The following is a 23,043-nucleotide window of genomic DNA, read 5'->3' as shown; positions in this document are numbered from 1 at the left end:
CCCCTATCTAAAGGGAGCAGTTTATAGACTTTTGAGAAATTCGATTAAATTTTCTCTATCAACCTTACTCAACTTTAGAAACTTATCTTTCGATCCCTTTGCTTCTCCATCGTGCCATAAGATCGCCTCTTCTATTGAGCGAGCACGGCCATCATGAAGTAAGCGAGTATGACCGTTTACTGTTTCAATCATGCCGATTCCCCATAGAGGAGGAGTTCTCCATTCTCGTGCCATGGCCTCTTCTTCATTCTTATACTGACCTTTATCATCAGCAAGAAGATCACCCATATCATGGAGAAGAAAGTCAGAGTATGGATAAATCATTTGATCGCGCAAAACATCGAAAGGAGCATCGCTCGAAGTTTTATAACTTGGAGTATGACAACTTTGACAACTAATTTGATGAAAAACTTTTCTTCCTGCCACGACGGCCGATGAATTAAAATGTCTTCTTTTAGGCACGGACAAAAGCTGTGTGTACGAAGTCACTTTTTCAAGAAGCTCCATTGAGATATCATCACTTGTCATATTATTTTGGCAGTCTCTTTGAACGATCGTGCATTCTTCATTTGGAAAAAGTGGACTTGTAATTCCAATATCTCCATTAAAAGCAGCAGCGTTTTGTTCTAATAGACTTGGCTTTCCGGCCTTCCATCCAAAACGACCAAGAACTTTTTTATTTTCAACAACTGAGTGAACCCAATTGGCACGGCCAGAAATTCCGTCACCATCCCTATCATCTTCATCAACTTTCATTAATATATCTTCAGCTCTAATCGATTCAATCAGACCAAGACCAATCATCTGTGGCCCAACTCGAGGTGATGCAATGACATCATCTCCAAGTTTTCCATAGTGAAGTTGCATAAACGTATAATTAGGTTTTTTCAAAGTATAGGAAGACCCATCGGCATACTGACCTTTGATATCTTCAAAGTTCACATACACTTGCCCTTCACCTTGTACACCATCAATGCCTTGTGGTTGAAATTGTCCACCATAATGAGGATGTTCAGAAACAGAGCCATCGGCATTTTTCACTCTCAATCTAAAAAGTAGAGAGATATCAACGAGTCCATCTGAATCAGGAAGCCCTCTTCCTCTTCCATCTTTGAAGTGACATGCCGAACAGGATACAGCATTATACTGAGGACCAAGACCATCTCTTAAAAGAGTCGATGCAGGACTCATAACCCAGACAGATTGAAAAAAACTATTTCCAACAACAAACTCACGACGATCTTTTCCACGCGTGCCACTTAGAGGATGACTAAAGGCCTGCACAGATAGATCAGATGTTGTTCCACTTCCACCTGGGAATTCTTCTAAATGAGAAAGCGCAGGAATATCTCCTGCGCTCACGTTTAAAGTCGTTAGAAGAAGTGAACCTAGAATGAATGATTTAGTCATTTTAATTTCCTTAGAAATCTACTTTTGCACCAAGTACTTCTGAAACCTTTACTAGCTCTGCTGCCAGGAGCTCAAGCTCCTCAACAGAAGAAAGAATAATTGCTCTTCCCTCTTCACTTAAAATAGCTTGATCAAAAGGAGCAGGAATTGAATGAAGTAGTTTATTTACTGTGGCCATTCTTTCTTTAACTTGTGAAACAAGTGCACTTCCTTTTAATTCTGGAAGTTCAAGAACACCTGTGGCCGTAATTACATTCTCAAGCCCAAGGTAATTCCAAATGATATCCATATGAGTCATGTCAGAGAAGCATGAGTGCTCATCCTCTTGTCCCATAGTTTCATAGGCAACATACATTCTCTCACCAGAAAGTTCATCACCGGCCATGAAGATAAGGCCAGACAGAATTTTTTTAAGAGTTTCTTTTTTGTTATCTGATTCAAACGTTGTTCTGTAATTATTTTTATTATCACTCCACTGCTCAACAAGAGAAGAGAGATGCTCAACAAGAAGATCGGCGGCAATATTCAAATACTGTGATCTTCTTTTTGCATTTGGAGCATAGGCCTCGATATAGTCTTCATAGCTTCTTCTTCCAGCACCATCAGCGTACATATCTTGGCCCCATAGAAGAAATTCAATTGCGTGGTAGCCTGTTGAAACATTTTTTTCACCATCAAGCTCATTTAATGAAGTTAATAGTTCTTTTGTAATTTCCGGAAAATCTGAAACATTATTGATAATTCCAGCGTTTGGTGCACCTTCAACGTAATCAATATAGGCTTCATCTAGAGGCCATGCATTTAAAAGACCCTCTGGACCTTCATCATTGTCAATTGGTCCGCCGTAAAACCTAAATACTTCAGTTTGACCATAAACTTCACGGGCACTAATCCAGGCCTTTTTGGCCATTTCTTGAGTCATTACACTTGGGGCATCAGTAAATAATTTTAAGCTATCGCGTAGAACTTTCGCTCTGTCTAAACTTTCGACATATTGACCGTAAACATGATCGCTATATCCCTTTATACTTGTTTTTAAGGCCTCTTCACTTGTTGAAGATGCAAACGAACTTGATACTAATCCTAATAAAATCAATGAATTAATAATTATATTCTTCAAATCTGTCTCCTTTGGTAAACAGTCGGACGCTTTTCTTAACATTTGTTTGATAGCACAAACAGAGTTAAAACATCAATTCGTTTTTTAAAAATTTTTCTTAAGATTGAATTCCGAAATAACAGGTGCTTGACTCAAATTCTATTCAGTTATATAAAAAAATTATCTCGAGAATAAGTTTTCGAGTTTGATTAACGCACCGTCCTTGTTTGAGTATATTTGTTTCTTGACAGTATTCCTCTTCTAGCCGGTCCTTAACCCATCCAGAGAGGAATATTATGGGAAAGAAAATTTACGTAGGTAACCTACCTTACACAATCTCTAACGACGATCTAGCTAGCGCTTTTGCTGACTTCGGAAACGTAGAATCAGCAAAAATCATCACTGATCGTGACACTGGAAGAAGCAAAGGTTTTGGTTTCGTAGAAATGTCATCTGACGATGAAGCTGCAAGTGCTATCGAAGCTCTTAACGGTAAAGACTTCAACGGTAGAAACCTTACAGTTAACGAAGCTAAGCCACAAGCTCCTAGAGACAACAACAGAGGTGGCGGTCACCGTGGTGGTCCAAGAGGCGGAAACCGTTTCTAATTTTCAAAAAAAATTGAAAGAGAAGGCCAAGCATATGCTTGGCCTTTTTTTTTATGAGAAGAATGCAATGTAAATGGCAAAGGCCATAAAAAGTGCGCAAGCTGTGTAGCGGATATATTTTAGAGGAAGCTTCTTCAAAATTTTCTCCCCTAGTAAAACGGCCGGAACATTGGCCGCTAGCATTCCAAGAGTTGTCCCTATAGTGACATCAATACTAGCTTTGTATTGGGCCCCTAGTGCCACGGTCGCAAGCTGAGTCTTATCTCCCATCTCTGCAATAAAAAAGCTAATAAACGTCGTTACAAAGGCCCCAAATGAGCTTTTAGTGTTAAGGCCATCATCTTTATCAGGGATCAAAATCCACAAACCAAAAACAAAGAATATTCCTGCGAGGATCCATCGTTGATACTCAGGATTGATAAAGTCTCCAGCAAACTCACCAAAGATTGCGGCCAGCCAATGATTAAATATTGTGGCGACAAAAATACCTGCAATAATAGGCAAAGGTTTCTTAAAGCGACTCGCTAAAATAAAAGAGAGCAATTGAGTTTTGTCACCAATTTCGGCGATAGAAACGAGAAAGAATGAATTGATGATAGCTTCCACAGGACCTCACAGTTTACATGCCGTGAGTATGATTCATTAGGAAACACAACAGCACGGCAATAATTAATAATTATTCCATGCTAGTCTCGCCCACAGAGTGAATCTGCTAATTGACCGGGTGATAACACCAGTATGTCGACCAATTACAACAATTTTTTTGGATGAGGGGGCTACTCCCTAACCCCTTCATACTAAATGCTATAGGGCATCTTTGCAAGTCCAATCTACTGAATGAATATCATAATTGGACAGGCGCGCTGCTGCCCAATACTTGCCTTCTTTTTCACGAACTTTATTTATTTTGAGAAGTAATGAGCTGTTTGAAAATTCAAGAACTCGCTCATCGAATTTGGAAACTTTGTTAACCTTTTTAAACTCATTTCTATAGTGACCATATTCAAGTAGCACTGTCTCGGCCTCATAAAATTCTCTCTTACCAAGTTTTGATTGATGAACAATAATTCTCTCAACATTAGTTCCGTCTTTCATATGGGCACAATCAAAGAGTGCAACTCTTTTAGGTTTCATCTGTGCATTTGAGAAATAGCTCATCAATAGGCATGAAACGAAAATTAATTTTCTCATCTAAAAACTCCATTTCTTAGTATTAAATCTATTCTACTGAAAAAATAAAAGGCCACAATGCTAGGGTTTAATATACCGCTTTACCAAAGTTCTAAGAGTTAAAAGCGCAATTGTAACAATTTGTATCTTTTTGTAAGAATTGTGTAATTATGTGCCCTTACACCTTCACTCTATGTCATACTAACAGAGTTAATAACCTCACAAGGTTTCTTTCAATGAAAAGACTCATCTCATTTTTTTCCCATAGACCACTCTACGCAAATATCATCATGTTCGGACTCGTTCTCGCATCAATTTTTTTCTGGTTTCGCATCGGAAAAGAAGAAATGCCAGAGTTTTCTTTTAACTCAGTTCGTATCTCCATTTCATATCCTGGAGCTGCGGCAGAAGATGTTGAGCATTTTATGATAAGACCGGTTGAAGAAGAACTTAAAGGCCTAAGTGGACTCGATGAAGTGACTGCTAGTGCTTCGTTTGGCTCAGCAAGCTTCTCTGTGGTCTTTGAGCCAACAGTTGAGAACCTTTCTGAGAAAATACAAGAAGTAAAAGATGCGGTTGATAAGGTTGACCTTCCAATGGATGTGGAAAGACCAGTCTATAGACAATTCAAAAGTTCAGAGAAGGCCATCATTGATATTGGTCTTTATTTAAAAGATACAGAAATACATACCGTCAAATCTAGGGAACTACTTCAAAAACATGCTCTGGCCATAAAAAATAGGCTGATCAACTTAAAAGAGATCAGTAATGTTGATGAAAGTGGATACCGCTTGCCAGAAATTCATATTAAAATTCTACCAGAGAAATTAAAGCAATTTGAAATATCTCTTGCTGAAGTTAAAGATCAAATCCAAAAGCAACATATCCGATCACCTATTGGAAGCATGGAAGACAAGGCCGAAACTGAGATTACTTTGCAATCAGAGCTAGACACAGTTGAAGCTCTCGAAAAAGTCATTGTCAGCAATAGCTTTAGTGCCAAGAAAATCTACTTGAAAGATGTGGCCATTATCGAAAAAGGTTTTGCAAAATCTAATTCCATTACAAAAATTCAAGGGCGCGAAGGTATTCTTCTCAATATCAAAAAAAATAATGCTGCAGATATTATTTCCGCACAAAAATCAATTGTTAAATTTCTAGAAAGCTATCAAAAAAATAATCCCAACTCTCCTGTTGGAATGGTTCTCATTGATGACGAGTCCTATGACGTGAGAAATAGACTTGAACTAATTGGGGCCAACGGACTTATCGGATTCATTCTAATTGTTGCTATTCTCTTTATTTTCTTAGATTTCAGATCAGGTGTTTGGGTTGGTATGGGGATTCCTTTTTCATTGGCCTTCACACTTATAGGCTGTTACCTAATGGGCTACACCATCAATAATATGACCCTTGCTGCAATTATTATTGTTCTTGGAATCGTAGTAGACGATGCCATTATTGTGGCAGAAAATATTTCAAGAGAAGAACACCATGGAAACTCTCCAACTAAGTCTGCTGTTGAAGGCACGAGTCGAGTTATTTTACCAATTATTGCCAGTATGCTTACAACTTGTGCGGCCTTTATCCCTCTATACTTTTTTTCAGGGCGATTTAGTTTATTCGTAAAGTTCATTCCCGCAGTTATCTTTTTAATGCTATTTGCAAGTTTGATAGAATCAACATTTATTCTTCCTTCTCACATGATTCATAAATTACCCGGAGAAGATCTCTACAAAAAATTCTTCAAGAAGAACTACATTTCTCTTTTCAGAGAGAAATATATTCATGTTTTGGAAGTAAAGTTTGAAAGATTACTTCTTAAACTTTTGCCCTTAAGAGGTATTATTTTTATCTTCTTCGCAGTTATGCTTGCGGCATCAGGGTATATTTACAAAGAAAAACTTCGTTATGTCATGTTTCCAAGAGAAGAAGCTAGAGACTTCACTCTCAAAGTCGTGGCCACAGAAAATCTAAAAAGACTAGAGATGGCAAAGAAAGTTTCTGAAGTAGAGAGTATTATTTTAAAAGATCCTCACGCTATTGTTACATCAATCAGAACAAGTATTGGACAAAGTAGACGTGGTGGCGAAGTTAAAGAAAATGAGGCAACTCTTAGAGTTGAAGTAACTCCCCCATCTGAAAGAAAAATTTCTCTAAATAAGTACCTCAAGGAGCTAGAGACCCAAACAAAGGCACTCGCAGGTTTTTCAGAAGTTCGCTTTCTAAAAAGTAGATTTGGTTCTAGCAGTGGCAGTCCTATTGCGATTGAAGTTCAAGAAAATAATGATGAGACTCGCAATGAAGTTCTCAACAAACTCAAAGAGAAGATGGATAAAATAGAGCTCCTAAGTAACGTCGAAATAGAAAAACCACTTCTTAAAGATGAATACCTCATGGTGCCGAAAAAAGATGAGATCACAAGACTGAATGTAGACTTTTCAAAACTCTCAAGTTCACTGAGGGCCTATATACAGGGTTCAGTTCTTTATACCCTTAGAAAAGGTGATGAAGAAATTGACGTAAAACTTACGACATTAGAAGAAAACAAAAAAGAAATCGAAACGATATTAGATTTAAATATTTCTAATAGCGGTAATTACCTTGTTCCTCTGCGTGAACTCGTAGACGCCGTGAAGGGGAAAAAACCTTCAAATATTCAAAGAACAAATTTCAAGCGCGCCAATTTTATCTATGCAGATATTAAAGAAGGAGCAAAAATCACTCCCCTTGAAGTGGCCGAACTTTTGGAGAATGAAGTTTTTCCAGAAATACTTCAACACTCCCCGTCTACAAACCTAAATTTCCGTGGAGAAATCCAAGATTCTCGCGAGGCTCAATCAGACTTTGGAATCTCCATTGTTCTCGTTCTAGGGTTAATTTATTTTCTTCTTATTTTTCTTTTCAATTCTATGGTTACTCCCTTATTAATAGGTACGATTATTCCTTTTGGGATTGTGGGCGTTATCTTCAGCTTTTATGCCCATGGCATGATGCAATTTGGCTTCTTTGCAGTCGTAGGGACACTCGGAATGATTGGTATTGTTATCAACGACTCTATTGTTCTTCTCGATAAACTTGAAGAAGACTATAAAGAAACAAGTGATAAGAAAAACCTATTTGCTCAAGTTGCAAAAATTTCTGCGACGAGACTTAGGGCGGTTGTTGTAACGACATTAACCACCGTAACAGGACTTTTCCCAACGGCCTATGGGGTTGGTGGCTATGATTCCATGCTTGCCGAGATGATGCTCGCTATGGCGTGGGGGCTTTTATTTGCCATGTTCATCACCTTACTTTTAGTGCCATGCCTATATTCTTATTTTGTACAATTGAGGACTTTATGGAAAAAAGCATAATTACAAAAACACTCTTACTTCTAATCATTAGCAATAGTGTTTATGCTCAAAAACCGACATTAACTATTTCTAAGTATATTGATCTTTTAAAAAAGAATGATCCGCAATTTGAAATGATCATCAATGACAATCTTAAAAAAGATTATCATGTAGACAAGGGCCTTCCTTCAAGAGAGCTTCTCTTATCTGCAACAACGGAATATGGTTTTGCCCTTGATGATAGCGCAAATACAAACCAAACTACTGTGAGTCTTTCAAAGGACTTCATTGAATCGGGAACTTCACTATCCCTATCGCGCTCACAAAATAATTTATCTGATCGAGAAGAAACCATCACCAAAGTGGAACTTGAGCAAAAAATTTTCAATGACGGGCTTGGCTCAAATACAAGAATGAAAAAGTCCCTACTAGAGAGTGAAGTCCAAGTCATGGACCTACAGATCAAAGAAAGTTATGAGGATTACGTAAAAGAAAGACTTGAGGCCTATTTTGATTTAGGGAGACTTTTCACGGAGCTTAGAAGTTCAAAAGAGATCTTTGAAGAAGCAAAAAAACTTTATGGCCAAGTCCTTGCGAAAAGGAAAAAAAGTGTCGCAACGGATACGGATTTAAAAAGAGCAAAATTGCAAATGCTCGTACGCGAAGATGAGCTTCTTGAGAGCGAGACTGCTTATCATAAGACCATTCAAACCCTCTCTGCTTATATCGGCCAAGAAATTTCAAAAGAAGTTCCTGAGTTTGAGTTTGATTTTCATAAAAAAATGAAAAAAACTCCAAGAACCAGAGAAGAACTCGAAGGTTTGCGATCTTTTAAAATCAAAGATACGGGCTTACAAAATAGCAAAGTAAATCTTGAAATCGAAAAGAATAATGGCGGCATCAGTGCAAGCCTCATTGCAGGCGCAAGCATGGATGACTCAAAAAGATATGCGACGACGGTGAAAAATGAAGAAATGCTCATTGGTCTTCGCGTAGATATCCCTTTTGGAGATACGACACAAAATGCTCTTGAAAAAGAGGCCAACTATAATTACATCAAAGCTCGTTTAGAAAAACAAAACTATATCTCAGAAATGCTCTCGGAACTTGCAGGCCTCGAACTTGAGATTGCTAACAAACAAAAAAAGCTTAAACTCGCTAAAGAAAAAGCTGAACTGTCTGAGAGTATTGTGAATGAGGATACAAAGCGCTATGAAAATGGTCGAATGGACCTCGAGGAGCTCATTACATCGCGTAATAATAGAGCGACCTATAAGAAGGCCTATATTAGTGAGCAAATGGCCTACAACAAGCTTGTCATTGAGTACCTTGCAGCGACAGATGGCCTGATTGACTAAAAAGCTGACACCCTGTGAAGGACTTACATAAAAGTTGCCCCTCTCTCTCATTTGGGGCAAATTATGGGGGAAATTTAAAGGGTAAGTTATGAAAAAAAGATTATTTACACTGGCCACCATGGCCATCCTCTCATCATCTATGATGCCAATCAATGCAGCAGAGATTGACTCATTTACTCATAGAGATAAGCTCTTTGTTTTTGACGCCTCAAAATTCATCAATCAAAAATTCAACGATAGACTTTATCACGCAGCTGTAGAGCTTGATATTAATTCTGTGGCCTGTCCTACAAATTACGAAGAGGCCGAGGATGTTTACGATATCGTAAAAGATCACATTAGCTCTCCTTTCATTGGGCATGCTATTGCCGTTGATTTTGAGGACAATCTGCCTTCAAAAAATAAAATTTTCACGGCATGGGAAGAATCGATCTATAGAGACACGACTTTATGGCAAGGTGTTTCACTAAAGTTGAAAGGAATCCTTTCTACGATGAAAATTGATGGCAATATTGTTGGCGTTGATAAGTTAGGCCACTTTTTTGTAGAAGGTTGGGAATTCTTTGAGACGGCCTATCTTGATAGTGAAAAAGTCGACATCATGAAGGCCATTCAATGGGGTCAAAAAACAGAGAGAACATATTTTGGAATGCTCACTACTGGGGTGTATTCAAATGCCGATCTTGTCGCAAACTTTAACGGTATGAGATTTTGGAATGCCCTGCTGGCACTTTCTCCCGATGTCTTAACAAAGAAAAAACCTGAACCCTACTTAAAGTGTACAAACGGTAGTTGGAAGCAAGCAAAGAAATTCGATATCGAAGAATATGTGGATGCTGCTTTTGATGAAGGAATTAATTGCAATTACTATGACACTCCAAAAATCGAAGAACATGTGACTGAAAAAATCAAAGATAGTTTTTGGTTTAAAAGTATCTTTACAAGAAACTTTGACTTCTGCCCTGTTAAGAAAAGCAAGTGTGAAGGTCTAAGTGAAAAATACGGTCCTTACGCAAACGAAATTCTCCACCCAGAATGTCGATAAGATAATTCAAAGACCTACTTGATATACCAACAAGCAGGTCTTTCTTTTTCTAACAATCCATTAATTGAAGTATCAAAACGGCATTGAGCACTTGGATAGAAAGTATTTTCATCATTAAGCTCAGTAGCAACCTCTTGCGCTCTTTGTGAGAAAGAGACTTCTTCGCCTAGATAACGATAAAAAGAGATATCGCTCTCTAAGGCAATCATCGCTCTATAGCAGTGATTTAAATCATCGCTTTGATTGTCACATAGCTCTTTCGCTGCGGGATCAATAACAAGGGCCATTTCTTCTATTGAAAACTTTTGTGGAATATATTTGTACACAACTTTTAAACACTCTTTAGTCGCATAGTAGTCTGACTGACCTTCCATAGAAGATCCACTTTGCTTAAAGGGTGCTCCACCGATTCCGTGACCCAATTCATGGCAAGCAGTAATGGCCAGCGAATCTAGAGTCATATCTGGCATGCGAACGAAGCCGCCAAAAAGAAAAATATGATGAAAACGCTTTCCTTCATCTTCGTATCCAGAGTACGAAGCATGAACATTATCTATATTCCACCAATAGTCTTTCATTGATGGCGCTGGCGGTTTATTTACTTCTAAAAAATGATCCTCAGATGGTCTAAGCTCTAAAAAAGCTTTTTGCATGACAGTCTCTAGGAAACGATATTCCTCGTAAGAGACTGCGGCCATTGTGTTTGTACAGATCAATAGAAGTAAAAAATATCTCACAGTTTCCTCTCAACCACCTCGCCTAACATACGATCCCAAAAGATCGAAAGAGGCATATCTGAATAGTTTAAAACATAATCATAGTCGATAGTCCCATATCCTTGGTCCCCCCAAGAAGTCCCCCAACTATTTTTAAATTTAAAAGTCTTCTTATCACTATCAAAGCCAGTAAGTAAAATTGCGTGTCCATAACACTCGAGCTCACCATTTGCACATTGCTCATCAATTTCCTTTGGGTAAGTGACATGAGAGTAATCCCAAAGGGGCGCGTAAACTTTTAAAGTGATGACGACCGCCCTATTTTTTCTTAGAGCATCTTCGATGAGATTCACTCTATTTTTACCTGGACTCCATAGGCCTGTCATATGATCGATATTGATTCCACCAGTTCTGTAGCGCGGTAGCTCCTGCCAAGCAATAGGCCCATGAGAAAAACAAAACACGGGCGCAGACTCATCAAAAGGATCGTACTGCTCACATGGTCTGCCTTTTTCAAAATATGACAATTGATAAGGTACGTGGTCTTCAGTTATCAAGAATCCTTGATTTCTAAAATTTAGCAAAATTTCATAAGTGCTTCCGTACTCTTTATTTGAGTATTGCTTATAGTGTTCTTTGCCATGTGAAATCTGAAATTGCTCTGAGAGATCAAGATCAAGTCCAAATTGTGCCTTGATGGAAGACTCCATTAAAGCGGTTACGGCAAAATAAGCACAAGTGTTGCGGTCTTTTTGGTCTTTAACTTCTGTTTGAAATTTTTGAAGGTCAACGACTTCAGCGAGAGCGGCATTTGATAATGCAACGAGAAATAGAAAAATAATTTGCTTCATAATATTGTCATCCTGTTGTTATGAAGTTAACTATCTAAGAAGACATAAAAACACAACGGCCCCCATAGAAAGGGTCTGTTTTGAGGATTTGTACATGAAAATTTTACTCTTCGCATCACTGCTTTCATTGAACATCAATACGTTGGCCTTAGATGTAAAATGCTCAAGAGACAGAAGACCAACAGATGGGAACCTAAATGAGTTCAATCTTGTGAATAATTCTAAAAATAGCTTCAATCTTTATGTCAAATTTGCCACAGCTGGATTTGGTTCTAAGCCGATAAATAGAGAATTTTCTTTTGAAAATCTAACGTGCCAGCAAGATGCCCATATAACTTTTTGCAAAGGTACAAAACACGATATCCCTGTGAGTATGAAAATCAGTGAACAACAAACAAAATCACTGAGCTCACTCAATGCAAGTGCGACCCATTGGAAATTTATCGTTTTCGATCTTTATTACAAAGAACTACCAAATGAAAAATTTAATTGGCGCTTCGAGACTTCAGCAAAAAAACCTGATTGTACTTATTAATAATTGCAAAGTGGCGTCGCAATGATTCCGAGTAAAAAGATCAGGGACATTTATCCCCTGATTTAATAGCGTTTTAATTCTATAAATTGAAAATTCTTGGCATATTTCTTGCTGTTTACTTAGTAAACAACTGGGTTCATTGCAGTGAACCTAAAAGGAGAAATATTTTTTGCATTAAGTTTTTAAGGAATAAAAACTTAACCTACACACACGACCAAGGAGAGAACATGAATCAACAAGGTATCATTTTATCCGTGACTTGCTACCTCGGTATATTATCAACTGTTCTTTATCTTCTGCTGTTTGTTGTCTTACCCGTAAAAATTCCCGCAACAAGTTATTATGCGGACACCATTAAATCATTTGGAGCAGAAGGCAACATTTCTTATGGTGATAGTTCGAATTGGAAATACTTGAGAGCGAAAGTGCTCGAGCTACAAGGCGATCGCTGTCTTTGCTGTGGTAAACGAGAAGATGAAATGCACATCGACCACATAAAACCCAAATCTCGTTATCCACATTTGCAATACATGATTGATAACTTGCAAGTGCTTTGCCCTGATTGCAATAGAGCAAAGTCTTATACAAGAGAAACTGATTATAGAAAATCAGATCATCTTATTGCACTAGTTAGAGAAGTGAACAATAACAAACTTTTGAGACGTAAGTATGTGTACAACTATAACGTATTACAAAGACTTGCCAATAAACGCTTTAAAGCTGAAATGAGAAATAATTTTTATCCTCAAGTTTTACCAATATCTTAACAAAAATTGACACTCCTTTAAGTTTGTTTTCTGTATAATAAGAACAATAAAACTTAAAGGAGTGTTTATGTCCCATTCCCCTATAACCCCTATTGTTATCATTGGAGCAGGTCCTGCGGGTATTGCCACGGCCGTTGAGGCGATGAATAGAGGATATAAAAATAGTGAGATCGTTCTTTTAGAAAAATCTGGAGAAGTCGGTCATATGATTCAAAGTAAGTACCCTAATGAAAAGCCGGTACTTGCAAATTATAAAGAGAGAATGGCCGAGTGTATTGGTGATATGTGCATTACAGATATGACCAAGTCTGATTTTATGGATTATCTTAGTACGACCATCAAAGAAAGAGAGCTCAACGTTAAATTCCACGAGCAAGTAGAAAAAATAATTAAATTGAAAAATGGTCAGTTCAACGTAATCACAAATAATGAACATTATCTTTGTGATGCTGTTTTTGTGGCCATTGGAAATATGGCATCACCAAGAACTTTGGGAGTTCCTGTTGCAGAAGAAGTCGCCTCAAAAATCTTTTACGATATTCAAGATATCTCTAAAGAAATGGCCGATGTTCTAGTTGTTGGTGGCGGAGATTCGGCAGGAGAATATGCAAAAATTCTTTGTGAGCGTGGGCATAAAGTGACATTATCCTACCGTGGTGGTGAATTTAATCGAATGATTGATCAAAATCGCGACAACACCCTTAAACTTATCAAAGAAGAAAAAATTATCTTTCTTCCATCATCACATATTAAAGAAATTCAAAATACGAAAGGACTTCCCCTTGTTTCTTTTGCTGAAGGTGACTATAAACCAAGACCATTTCACGCCATTGTAACGGCGCTAGGAACCGAGAGACCAACTAAATATCTATCGGCCATTGGCATAGAAACTATTATTGAAGGTGAAGATATTTTTTCTGAATCCAAAATGGAAGGCCTCTTTTTTGTGGGAGATCTTGCTTCAGGAAAGCGTGGTGGCTCTATCAATTTTGCTTTCAATAGCGGAGTCAAGGCCATCGGTAAGGCCTGTTCTTTATATCTTGATTGTGACCTATAAAAAAAGGGACCTTTGTGGTCCCTTTAATTATTTTTGAAAGTGTTTTTTTACAACATCAACAACGTATTTTAATTCTTCTTCTGTAATATAAGCAAAACATGGAAGATTAAGAACTGCTTGTGAAATGTAGTGAGCATTTCCAAAATCAATTTTTCCTACAAGATGATCTTTAGCTCCGCTTTGTAAACTCATTGCGCCTGGATAAATTGTCCCGTACCCAACCTTAGCGGCCTTTAAAGATTCAATTAGAGCAGGTCTTAATGCTGGATCAATTAAACCTACAGAACAGTATCCATTTTCATGAACATGATCTTTAGAAGTAACAATTTTTAAAGGAAGACCTTCTAGATGCTTTACGTAATAATCAACGGCCTTGCGTCTGCTTTCTAGTCTTGCGTCGATATGATCTAGTGATAGATTTAAAAATAGTGATTCATAAGCACCAATTCTCGAGTTCCAACCAATAAGACCATGAGAATAGTGATCAGTTCTACCGTGGTTCACAAGTTGACGACAAACAACGCTTAGTTTTTCATCATTTGTGAAAATCGCACCAGCATCACCAGAGGCCCCAAGTACTTTTGCAGGGTAAAAGCTTGTCGTTGAAATATAGGCAGATCCTAAGATCGACTCACCATCTACTTTTGTACCGTAGCACTGGGCACCGTCTTCGATAAGAATAACTCCAGCATCTTTAGCGGCCTTTCTAATAAGCATTGTATCAGGACAACCCCACCCATAAAGGTGAACCATGATAGCGGCCTTTGGCTTAAATTTTTCGATGGCCGATGTAAAAGTTTCAACATCCCAGTGAAGAGTTTCACGATTAACGTCTACTGTTGCAGGGTTTGCCCCTACGTTTACCACCGCCTCAAATGTTGCCCAAAAAGTCATATCAGGAACTAAAACAACATCGTTCTTATCTACACCAACAGCTCTTAGAGCAATTTGAATTGCATCTGTACCGTTTGCACAACCAACAACATATTTTGCACCAGTTTGCTTAGAAAGTTTTTGCTCAACCTCACCAACAACTGGACCACCTACAAATTGAGTATTATCAAAAAGTTTTGCAACGCCTTCAAGGAATGTATCTCTAAAGCCATCTTCAAAACGGTTAAGTGTAATAAAAGGAACTTGTTCTACTGACATATATGTCCTCACTTTTTATTTTATACTGAAGTAAAATATAAACGAAAAAGTGAGGCCTTGCTAGCGGCATCTTGTGATTTCTTTGTAAGGATTCGTGAAAAAAAATGATCCTTTATTTAGACTTCACGCATTAGGTTCTTTTTTTTCATATACTGAAATCAGAATATTCTGTATTTCCTTGATAGTAATAGGTTTTGCCACAAAACCATCCATCCCCGCATCAAAACATTTTTGCTTATCTTCTGGGAAAGCGTTGGCCGTCATGGCATAGATCTGCATATTTTTTTCAGGGAATCTGCTACGAATAATTTTTGTGGCCTCTACCCCATCAACAATGGGCATCTGCATATCCATGAGAATAAGATCGAAATCTTTATAGGCAGCGGCCTCTATGGACTCTTGCCCATTATTAGCAAGATCAACTTTATATCCAAATTTCTCCAAAATAATCAGCGCCAATTTCTGATTTATAGGATTGTCTTCAACAACTAATATGCGCAATGGGTACTTAGAAGAAAATGTCGTCGAGAGTTCTACAACAGCATCTTCAACTGTCTTCGCGCCATTTTCACCTTCATGCGCTATGATAGAAAAATAAAAATGACTCCCTTGCCCGATCTGACTTTCAACACCAATTTTCCCACCCAGAAGTTCTACTAGATTCTTAGAAATTGAAAGCCCCAGACCAGTTCCTCCAAATCTTCTTGTTGTAGAGGCATCGGCCTGAGTAAACGAGTCAAATATATTCGATAATACATTTTTTGAAATACCAATCCCTGAATCTCTAACGTGAAAGTTCAATTCAATATCTTTCATATCTTTTTTCATTGCAGAGACTTCAATTTTCACCTCGCCTTCACTCGTAAACTTTACTGCGTTACCTACTAAATTGGTTAAGATTTGGCGTAGTCTAATCTCATCAGTAATAATAAAATGGGGAACATCCTTATTAATATAATAGCTAATTTGAACGTTTCTCATTTTCGCTTGGCCTTCAAATAAACTGAGAACCCCATCAATCATACTTTCTAGAGAGAAACTTCTTTTTTCTAGTTTCAATTTACCTGAACTTATTTTTGAAAAATCGAGGATATCATTAATAATTGTAAGAAGCCCATGAGAACAGTCTTTGATAATATTTGCAAAACGCATATTTTCATAGTCGAGATTCTTAGATTGAATCATAAGCTCAGTCATACCGATAATACCGTTTAGCGGTGTTCTAATCTCATGACTCATATTTGCAAAAAACTGCGATTTCACTTTAGACATACGCCCGATTTCTTCGTTTGCATGAATGAGCTCTCTGGTTTTTTCTTTAACGACTCTTGCAATTTGATTTTCACGTCCAGTCGTTGTCAGAAGAACAATCTGTATAAGAACTGTGAACATTAATCCACCGGCCAAGAAGAACCATGTACTCCATGACTTATTAGCAAGAACACTTTGGGCCGATTTCACAACTCTGATTGTCCATCTTTTATTGGCCAAATTAAAAGAGCTCTCACCTTTTAAATTCTCCTTGGCACTATTCCAACTCTCTTGCGCAGTTTCGTTTGACTCGCTATTACTGGCGTAAATTAGTTTTTTATTATCAGGATTTTCAAGAGCATTCTCGTAGAGAAAAAACTGCAAATCTGAAAAGTCTGATTCCTTAAGATTTGTACTTACAATATCTCTAATATCAAAAACACCTGCAACAAGCCCTTTTCTCTGTGAATGATCATCGAACACAGGGTTGAACATAATAAGTCCTGTTCCGTTACTTTTCATCTGCAATAACGAAACAGGGTTTGTCGATGTTAGCTCTTTAGATTCAAATGCAAACAATATAGTTTTAAGTCTTTCAAGATTTGACCCTAGATCATAACCAAAGGCCTTGCGATTATTTTCAATAGGCTCCACATACTCAACGGGATAGTAGACATGTCTGTAGGTGGCGGGAACAACATCTCCGAGTTCATTGCGCTCGACAATTTTAAAATCTTTATACCCAGTGACCCTTACTTTATTTTCAAATTTTTCTTTGTCTTCACCTTTAACAACAGGAATCCATTCGAGGGCCTGTATGCCTTTTACATCTTTTAAAATACTCTTTGTAAAATTAGAGAAATCATCACGAGTGACATCACTTGAATTTTCAAAAAATAATCTAATATAGTTTAAAACACTCACATAGCTTACAAAGGAGTTTTGAACTGAATCTGAGATTTTTGAAACAGTCCTATTAAAGCTGCGATCAAGTTTGCTTTGTTCAACGCTACTGACAAAGAAAAACAACATTATTGTTGCAGTCATAATGGCCAGAGAAGGAATTGCAACCCAAGTGAAAGCACGATGTTTTTTAATAAACATCAATAGAAGTGGCGCCATTAGTAAAACGCCAATAGTATCCCCTACCCACCAAGTAAACCAGTTAATCAACAAATTGTTAAAAGGAACCAAATTAAAAATATATAGAGTAAAAACCCCCCACACAGAACTAATGAGACAGCTGAGAATTCCTCCAAAGAATAAAAATTTCACAATATCTTTTGGTGCCTCGACTGCATTAGGATATGTTGTGAATTTTGAAACAAGCTTACTACCAACAACGGCATGACCTGCAGCGCCCAGAGAAATCATCAATGGCGTCAAAATTTCTATATAAGTAAGATGATTAAATGAAGAATCTGGAACAGTGAAATTTATAAGAAATGAACCAATTGATGCACCAATAGCAACCATTGGGCCATAGATCATAGCAAAGACAAGTGCTACGCCTGCGGCCGGCCAAACAGCGGTAGCATAGCCAGGCGGGATGGCCAGCAAAAGAGCAAGCTTACCAAATATAAAATAAAGCATGGCCAGTAAGAATACTCTACCGATAAACCTCTGCCCTCCAGATCGAACCTCACCATTGGTGAACATGGCCTTATTCCCCTTTATCAACGCTGATTTCATTCTAATGCTGAACGCTCCTTCTATGTGTAAAAAAGTCACTTTTTTTAATTAAAAAGGCCCATATTTAATATATTTTAACAAAATTAAACTCAAGAAATACTAAAAAAATTGACCTCTTAGTTCCCTGTCTCAAATCAACATTGAAACAATGGGAATATCAAAGAATTATAAAAGACATCCAAAGAAGATCATGAGATAAAGAAACCTCTAAGATCATAGATGAGAGATATGTATGGAAGAATTAGAAAAAAGATTAAGTGACCTCGAAATCAAGTTTTCATTTCAAGATGAGATGCTTTCGGAAATGAGTATGGTCATTGCCGAGCAACAAATGGTGATTGATCATATGAAAAATATTATACGCGAGCTTTCAGAGCAATCTACAGGTGGTGCGCAAGAAGGCAGGACCCTCGCTGATGATAAACCGCCTCATTATTAATGGTCCAAAGGGTCTTTACTTAGACCCTTTAAGAATCATCTTGTGAAGTTCACTGAGTGTGCGAATTTCATAAGTGTGAATAGGTCTCTCAACACCTACCCCTTCATGATTATACCAACACGTATCAATTCCAAAGTTATGGCCACCAAAAATATCTGCTTCGTATCGATCACCAATGATGATAGTATGCTCTTTGGAAAAATCTTTTGCGTGATTTGCCGTATACTGAAAAAAACGCTCATCAGGCTTTGGATATCCGCATTTTTCTGAAACACATACAAAATCTACAAATTGTTTGATTCCTGAAATTTCAATTCTCTTGTGCTGAATATACTCAATTCCATTTGTAATGATTCCAACTTGGCCCCGCTGCTTTGCCGCTTCTAATACATCTAGTGCTCCATCAAGAAGAACAACAGCGTTGGGAAAGGTATCAACATAATAGTCACTCATCTTTTTTGCATCGATATTAAGTCCAAAATGCTCTGAGAGTAAAATAAAACGGCGAACTTTGAGATCATCCTTACTGACAAGACCTTGCTCAAATGCACTCCATAATTTCTCATTTTCACTTTTATAATATGTGAAAAGCTCATTAACATCGTGGGTGATTTTCATGTGATCAATTGTCATTTTGAACGAAAGTTTTTCCGTTTCTCTAAAATTTAAAAGAGTATCATCAAGATCAAAGAGATATGTTCTATAATTTTTCATTCACCCATTATATTTTTAGACTTATTAGGAGTAAAGCCTGCCGTTGAAATTTCGGTAACTTATTAAAAAAGCCGCAAATTTGCCACAACTTCGAAATGAAAAAAATTACATTAAAATTGAATACGTAAATAATTTATATATTGTCCCGCCAACACAACAAGCACGGGAGATTAATTATGAAGAAATTATTTTTAAGTTCTTTAATTATGCTGGGGACTCTTTCAACATTTGCAAACTCAAATAATGAAATTGAAAATGATTTACTAAAAAGCAACGCTATTGAAGACCAGACTTACTTTGATACTCTAGGAGAAATGGCCCGCAATGGTTCGACACCAAAAATATCACAAGTAATATATGTAGCATGGGCGGGGCGATGCTTTAGCAAAGACGAACCGAATGAACCAACAAACGCTGGTTACTACTTAAGAGAAGCGAAAGCAAAGGACGTCGGTCCCATTGGAAATAACATCGTTTCATATGAAGCAGCTTCATATCAAAAAAAGGGAGAACGACCGAGCTATTTTGACCATAAGTCAATTGAAGATATTGACGCTGATCCAAATATCAAAATTTCATTCAACTCTATTGTTGATATTCAAGATGGAATCGTTCTTGATTTTGGATACGATGTCATTTCTGTAATGAAAAGTTCTGGAAAGTATCTTATAGAAGAAATCATAGCACCTGTTTTAGATGACTCTCAACAAGCGATAAAGAATAAATTTCATGTAACACTTAGATGTTACTACTTTATTCCTGAATATAATCGCTAAAAATTAATATCTTACTATGACCTTAACTCAAAATAAGAAATAAGGTCATAGTATAGAATCCCTCTATTTTTGCGTTTCTAAATGATTTTCAAGTTCAGATAAAATGGCCGCTTCAGCGTTATGTAAGATGATATGAGCATGGGCCAACTTGATTGTGTTTTCGACATAATTCACATCATGCCAACCAAAAGTAAGCATATCTTTGAGCTTGTGCCACTTGCTGTCGTTTTCAGCTCTAAAATTTTCATCAATCTCTTTGTGCTTTTTTGCTAATTCAGAAAGAGAGTATAGGGCCTTTAATTGATATTCATCTTCTTCTGTTAATTCTTGCGAGTTTGAAGTTTCTTTTATGGCCAGGGTAATTCCTGTAGCAGGAACGGCGAAGATGGCCCCAAGATTAGCAATCACTGAAAGATCTGATACGACGACACTCGATGTAAGGGAATTGATGATAGTTGAACCACCCATCGCACCCATACTAATTGCACCAAGCCCAATTCCTAAGGAAGCAGCAATACCAGTCGTCCCTAAAGTTGAAGCAATATAGGCATCTCTTTTTGCATCAAAGAGAATATCTTTTAAATCTTCAATTTGATTTTCGCGCCCTTGGATTTGCGCTTCATGAATGCGAATTCTTCTCTTAATAAGTTCAATATTCTTTTCCGATCCTTCGAGGACAGTAATATCGCTGGCCATTGCATGGCCAAAAAAAGACATCATTAAAATGAGAACAATTGCTTTCATACCCTACTCCGTATTTTTATATGTACTAAATAAATATAGGGATTATGAGCGGGAGAATAAAGGTTGAGTGAAATAACTACCGCCGTGTCAAAATAATAAACGGCCCTATACTACTGTAATTATTAAAGACAACTAGGTCTGTACTTAAAGATTTTAAAACAAAGCAGTGACAATAAAATGATGTCACTGCTTGAGATAGTTCTTAATATTCAGAACAAAATTTTGAAAAGACGTTTTTATGATGATCCAAATCGAAATCAGGAGAAACGGCCACACGAACGATGTAATCCTTGTCCCCTTCCTTCGTCGTTCCTTGAGTAGATGTTGCTGGGATAGTCCAATAACAGCCCTTCAATTGCCCATAACTCACGCAATGCTTACTTTCATTTGGTATTTCTTGAATCATAAGATTGATCAGCTTCAAATTCATTTTACGCTTGAACGCTTCTCGCTCCTCAGGAGTGTTTCCTCTTGTAGGTAAATCAAGAGAGAAAACTGAAGGCGTAAAACCAGCATCAGCAAGTTCTTCTGACACAAAATTAATCTTCGCATCAGGCATCATAGCGTGAATATGATTTACAAAGGCACGTGTATTTTTATAAGCAAGATGAATTCTCTCATTCATAGTAGGAAGTTGTTTTGCAAGAACTTCAATTTGAAAGTCATTTGCTTCATTAGCACAAAGTTTTAAATGAGTGTCCACAAAAGTCATGAGTTCAAGGGCCATATCATTGGCCACACAATAACCAGCAGTGCATAAGCCACCTGATGGAAATTTAGAACCACTCACGTATGAAATCGTTTTAACACTAGATAAAAAGTCACCTGCTCCCAGGAACTTTACGTTCGGGCAAAATGTTTGATCGAGAATAAAAACAGGAAGAGTTGCAATCTTTCCATCTTTTGTTTTTCTCTCACGACCAAGAGCTAATTTCAGTTTCTCAAGATCAGGAACTTCGACTCTTGGATTTGTTGGAATTTCAGCAATGATAAATGCAATGGCATCATCATTCGCAACTCGATCTAAGATTCCCTCTAGACTTGTTACCATATCTTTACCACCGTCAACGTGAAGATCTAATATTTCGACATTGGCAGTGCTTGCGGCCACTCTTCTTGCCTGATCATTTGTTCCACCATAGCAATTAGGAGGAACGACAAATTTTATACTCTTTCCCTTATGATTTTGAAGAGCATAATCAATGAGCCCCATCATAATAGCATATTGAACAGAGAGTCCACTTGAACCAAGAGATGCATTCCCCTTTGTGTGGGTAATATCTCTAATTGTTTTGAGAGCAAATTCACGGTTAATCTCAGCTTGTTTTGTCTCAACACTTGAAAGAGGTTTTCCTGCAAAAGTTTCAAGAACATTCATACAATCGTGAGGAGTCATCGCAATAGATTCACGTCTTCTCACGTGCTGAATATCTGAGACATATGATTTATTTTTATCACCATTAACAAGAATAATGCTGCCAAGGTGAGAATCGAAACCAACGATGAAATCGGCATTTGATGGCAGGACCTCTGTCATCATTTGAGAAAGTGATGTCACTACAATGCGAGTGCCATTGAAACTCTCTAAATCTGAAATTTTCGCATTTTGAATTAATTCAAACTCATAACCATAAACAGTATGAATTACTTTTTGATCAAAGTTCTTAGGCATCTCACTTGTGAACACGATTTGCGTTTTAATTTTCTTCAAATGATTCGAACGAAGAACTGCAAGAATTGGCATCGTCGTCGAAGAAAATGATATGACATCTTCAACTTTAATTTTTTTCTCATCTGCAATCACCCACTCAAGCACACATGATAGAGGGTGACCCAAGCGAATATAATCATAGGCCGTAGGAAGATTTGAAAAAGCTTCTTTTAACGAAGCAGAATTTGAGCCTAGAACATTTTCAAAATGTTCCAAGAACTCAAATTTTGCTTTAGACTCGTTATAAATATCCAATCTGTGAGTTGTTAATTTCAACCAATCAGCGGGCATATTATTTAAAATTGCTTCAATTGCTTTTGTGTTCATTTAGGTTCCTTAAACTAAGATATGACCTTATTTTAGTAAATTCTTATTACCTTTCCAAGTCTAATAATGCATCCTAAAATGAGATGATTTCTGTTTTAAATTCCATCTGACCACAAACGCAAACAAAGGTTCTAACAAACGTCGAGCTAGAACCATTTAATAAAATTAAAAAGCTAGGAACTTTCTTTTGATGCACTTTTGTGTTTTTTCTAATCTCTCATAATATTGTTTATCTTTATATTTATTCTGGCATTTACTGATTCGTTCAATTGATGCTTTGCTT

General features: G+C 37.3%; 20 protein-coding genes. 9 read left to right on the top strand and 11 right to left on the bottom strand.

All coding sequences use genetic code 11. The features are described 5' to 3' along the window. Window positions 1–21: 21 nt before the first annotated feature. A complete protein-coding gene (locus tag M899_RS05265; protein ID WP_021270377.1) occupies window positions 22–1,410 on the bottom strand; it encodes a di-heme oxidoreductase family protein in 1,389 nt (462 codons plus the stop codon). A 10-nt stretch (window positions 1,411–1,420) separates the two neighbouring features. Next, entirely contained in the window at window positions 1,421–2,530 is a 1,110-nt protein-coding gene (locus M899_RS05260; protein WP_021270372.1) for an imelysin family protein, read from the bottom strand. A 275-nt stretch (window positions 2,531–2,805) separates the two neighbouring features. Between M899_RS05260 and M899_RS05255 the strand changes: the two genes are divergently transcribed. Next, entirely contained in the window at window positions 2,806–3,117 is a 312-nt protein-coding gene (locus M899_RS05255) for an RNA recognition motif domain-containing protein (RefSeq protein ID WP_021270378.1), read from the top strand. Window positions 3,118–3,168: 51 nt separating this feature from the next. Here M899_RS05255 and M899_RS05250 read toward each other — a convergent pair whose 3' ends face one another. Together M899_RS05250 and M899_RS05245 are read right to left on the bottom strand one after the other, a co-directional pair. Beyond that, entirely contained in the window at window positions 3,169–3,723 is a 555-nt protein-coding gene (locus M899_RS05250; RefSeq protein ID WP_021270363.1) for a TMEM165/GDT1 family protein, read from the bottom strand. 198 nt (window positions 3,724–3,921) lie between these two features. Further along, a complete protein-coding gene (locus M899_RS05245; RefSeq protein ID WP_021270389.1) occupies window positions 3,922–4,308 on the bottom strand; it encodes a hypothetical protein in 387 nt (128 codons plus the stop codon). 215 nt (window positions 4,309–4,523) lie between these two features. Here M899_RS05245 and M899_RS05240 point away from each other — a divergent pair, with 215 nt between their 5' ends. The 3 genes from M899_RS05240 to M899_RS05230 all read left to right on the top strand — a co-directional run bounded on the left by M899_RS05240 (window position 4,524) and on the right by M899_RS05230 (window position 10,028). Next, a complete protein-coding gene (locus tag M899_RS05240) occupies window positions 4,524–7,646 on the top strand; it encodes an efflux RND transporter permease subunit (protein ID WP_021270367.1) in 3,123 nt (1,040 codons plus the stop codon). Further along, window positions 7,631–8,983 (top strand): TolC family protein, encoded by a 1,353-nt coding sequence (locus M899_RS05235; protein ID WP_021270384.1) that lies wholly within the window; start codon window positions 7,631–7,633, stop codon window positions 8,981–8,983. The genes M899_RS05240 and M899_RS05235 overlap by 16 nt, the downstream gene beginning before the upstream one ends. An 88-nt stretch (window positions 8,984–9,071) precedes the next feature. Then, complete coding sequence (locus M899_RS05230; RefSeq protein WP_021270375.1) at window positions 9,072–10,028, top strand: hypothetical protein; 957 nt, start codon at window positions 9,072–9,074, stop codon at window positions 10,026–10,028. 14 nt (window positions 10,029–10,042) lie between these two features. On the opposite strand, the gene M899_RS05225 is transcribed toward M899_RS05230, so the two are convergent. Together M899_RS05225 and M899_RS05220 are read right to left on the bottom strand one after the other, a co-directional pair. After that, window positions 10,043–10,765 (bottom strand): hypothetical protein, encoded by a 723-nt coding sequence (locus tag M899_RS05225; RefSeq protein ID WP_034728009.1) that lies wholly within the window; start codon window positions 10,763–10,765, stop codon window positions 10,043–10,045. After that, on the bottom strand, window positions 10,762–11,595 hold the full coding sequence (locus tag M899_RS05220; protein ID WP_021270387.1) for a C1 family peptidase: 834 nt from the start codon (window positions 11,593–11,595) through the stop codon (window positions 10,762–10,764). Before M899_RS05220 ends, M899_RS05225 begins: the two co-directional genes overlap by 4 nt. Window positions 11,596–11,689: 94 nt before the next feature. Between M899_RS05220 and M899_RS05215 the strand changes: the two genes are divergently transcribed. The 3 genes from M899_RS05215 to M899_RS05205 all read left to right on the top strand — a co-directional run bounded on the left by M899_RS05215 (window position 11,690) and on the right by M899_RS05205 (window position 13,954). Beyond that, the gene (locus M899_RS05215) at window positions 11,690–12,130 is read left to right on the top strand and encodes a hypothetical protein (RefSeq protein ID WP_021270371.1); all 441 of its coding nucleotides are present in this window, start codon (window positions 11,690–11,692) and stop codon (window positions 12,128–12,130) included. A 227-nt stretch (window positions 12,131–12,357) separates the two neighbouring features. After that, on the top strand, window positions 12,358–12,897 hold the full coding sequence (locus M899_RS17530; protein ID WP_021270370.1) for an HNH endonuclease: 540 nt from the start codon (window positions 12,358–12,360) through the stop codon (window positions 12,895–12,897). A 67-nt stretch (window positions 12,898–12,964) separates the two neighbouring features. Continuing rightward, a complete protein-coding gene (locus M899_RS05205) occupies window positions 12,965–13,954 on the top strand; it encodes an NAD(P)-binding domain-containing protein (protein ID WP_021270379.1) in 990 nt (329 codons plus the stop codon). 27 nt (window positions 13,955–13,981) lie between these two features. Here the strand turns inward: M899_RS05205 and M899_RS05200 are convergent, their stop codons facing one another. Together M899_RS05200 and M899_RS05195 are read right to left on the bottom strand one after the other, a co-directional pair. After that, a complete protein-coding gene (locus M899_RS05200; RefSeq protein WP_021270362.1) occupies window positions 13,982–15,106 on the bottom strand; it encodes a DegT/DnrJ/EryC1/StrS family aminotransferase in 1,125 nt (374 codons plus the stop codon). Between the two features lie 123 nt (window positions 15,107–15,229). Next, entirely contained in the window at window positions 15,230–18,049 is a 2,820-nt protein-coding gene (locus M899_RS05195) for a CHASE domain-containing protein (RefSeq protein WP_034728007.1), read from the bottom strand. A gap of 232 nt (window positions 18,050–18,281) precedes the next feature. On the opposite strand from M899_RS05195, the gene M899_RS05190 reads away from it, so the two are divergent. Further along, window positions 18,282–18,488: a SlyX family protein gene (locus tag M899_RS05190; RefSeq protein ID WP_021270365.1), complete on the top strand. Its 207-nt coding sequence runs from the start codon at window positions 18,282–18,284 to the stop codon at window positions 18,486–18,488. A 15-nt stretch (window positions 18,489–18,503) separates the two neighbouring features. Here the strand turns inward: M899_RS05190 and M899_RS05185 are convergent, their stop codons facing one another. Then, the gene (locus tag M899_RS05185; RefSeq protein ID WP_021270369.1) at window positions 18,504–19,202 is read right to left on the bottom strand and encodes a YjjG family noncanonical pyrimidine nucleotidase; all 699 of its coding nucleotides are present in this window, start codon (window positions 19,200–19,202) and stop codon (window positions 18,504–18,506) included. A 176-nt stretch (window positions 19,203–19,378) separates the two neighbouring features. On the opposite strand from M899_RS05185, the gene M899_RS05180 reads away from it, so the two are divergent. Beyond that, window positions 19,379–19,978, top strand: a complete 600-nt coding sequence (locus M899_RS05180; protein ID WP_021270374.1) for a hypothetical protein — start codon at window positions 19,379–19,381, stop codon at window positions 19,976–19,978. 63 nt (window positions 19,979–20,041) lie between these two features. On the opposite strand, the gene M899_RS05175 is transcribed toward M899_RS05180, so the two are convergent. Further along, window positions 20,042–20,722: a hypothetical protein gene (locus tag M899_RS05175; RefSeq protein ID WP_021270383.1), complete on the bottom strand. Its 681-nt coding sequence runs from the start codon at window positions 20,720–20,722 to the stop codon at window positions 20,042–20,044. Window positions 20,723–20,924: 202 nt separating this feature from the next. Continuing rightward, window positions 20,925–22,760, bottom strand: coding sequence for a hypothetical protein (locus tag M899_RS05170; RefSeq protein ID WP_021270388.1), 1,836 nt, complete (start codon window positions 22,758–22,760; stop codon window positions 20,925–20,927). Window positions 22,761–23,043 lie beyond the last annotated feature (283 nt).

The sequence above is a fragment of the Bacteriovorax sp. BSW11_IV genome, assembly GCF_000447755.1.
Classification (GTDB): Bacteria; Bdellovibrionota; Bacteriovoracia; order Bacteriovoracales; family Bacteriovoracaceae; genus BSW11-IV.
This window is presented reverse-complemented; position numbering and strand designations above follow the sequence as displayed.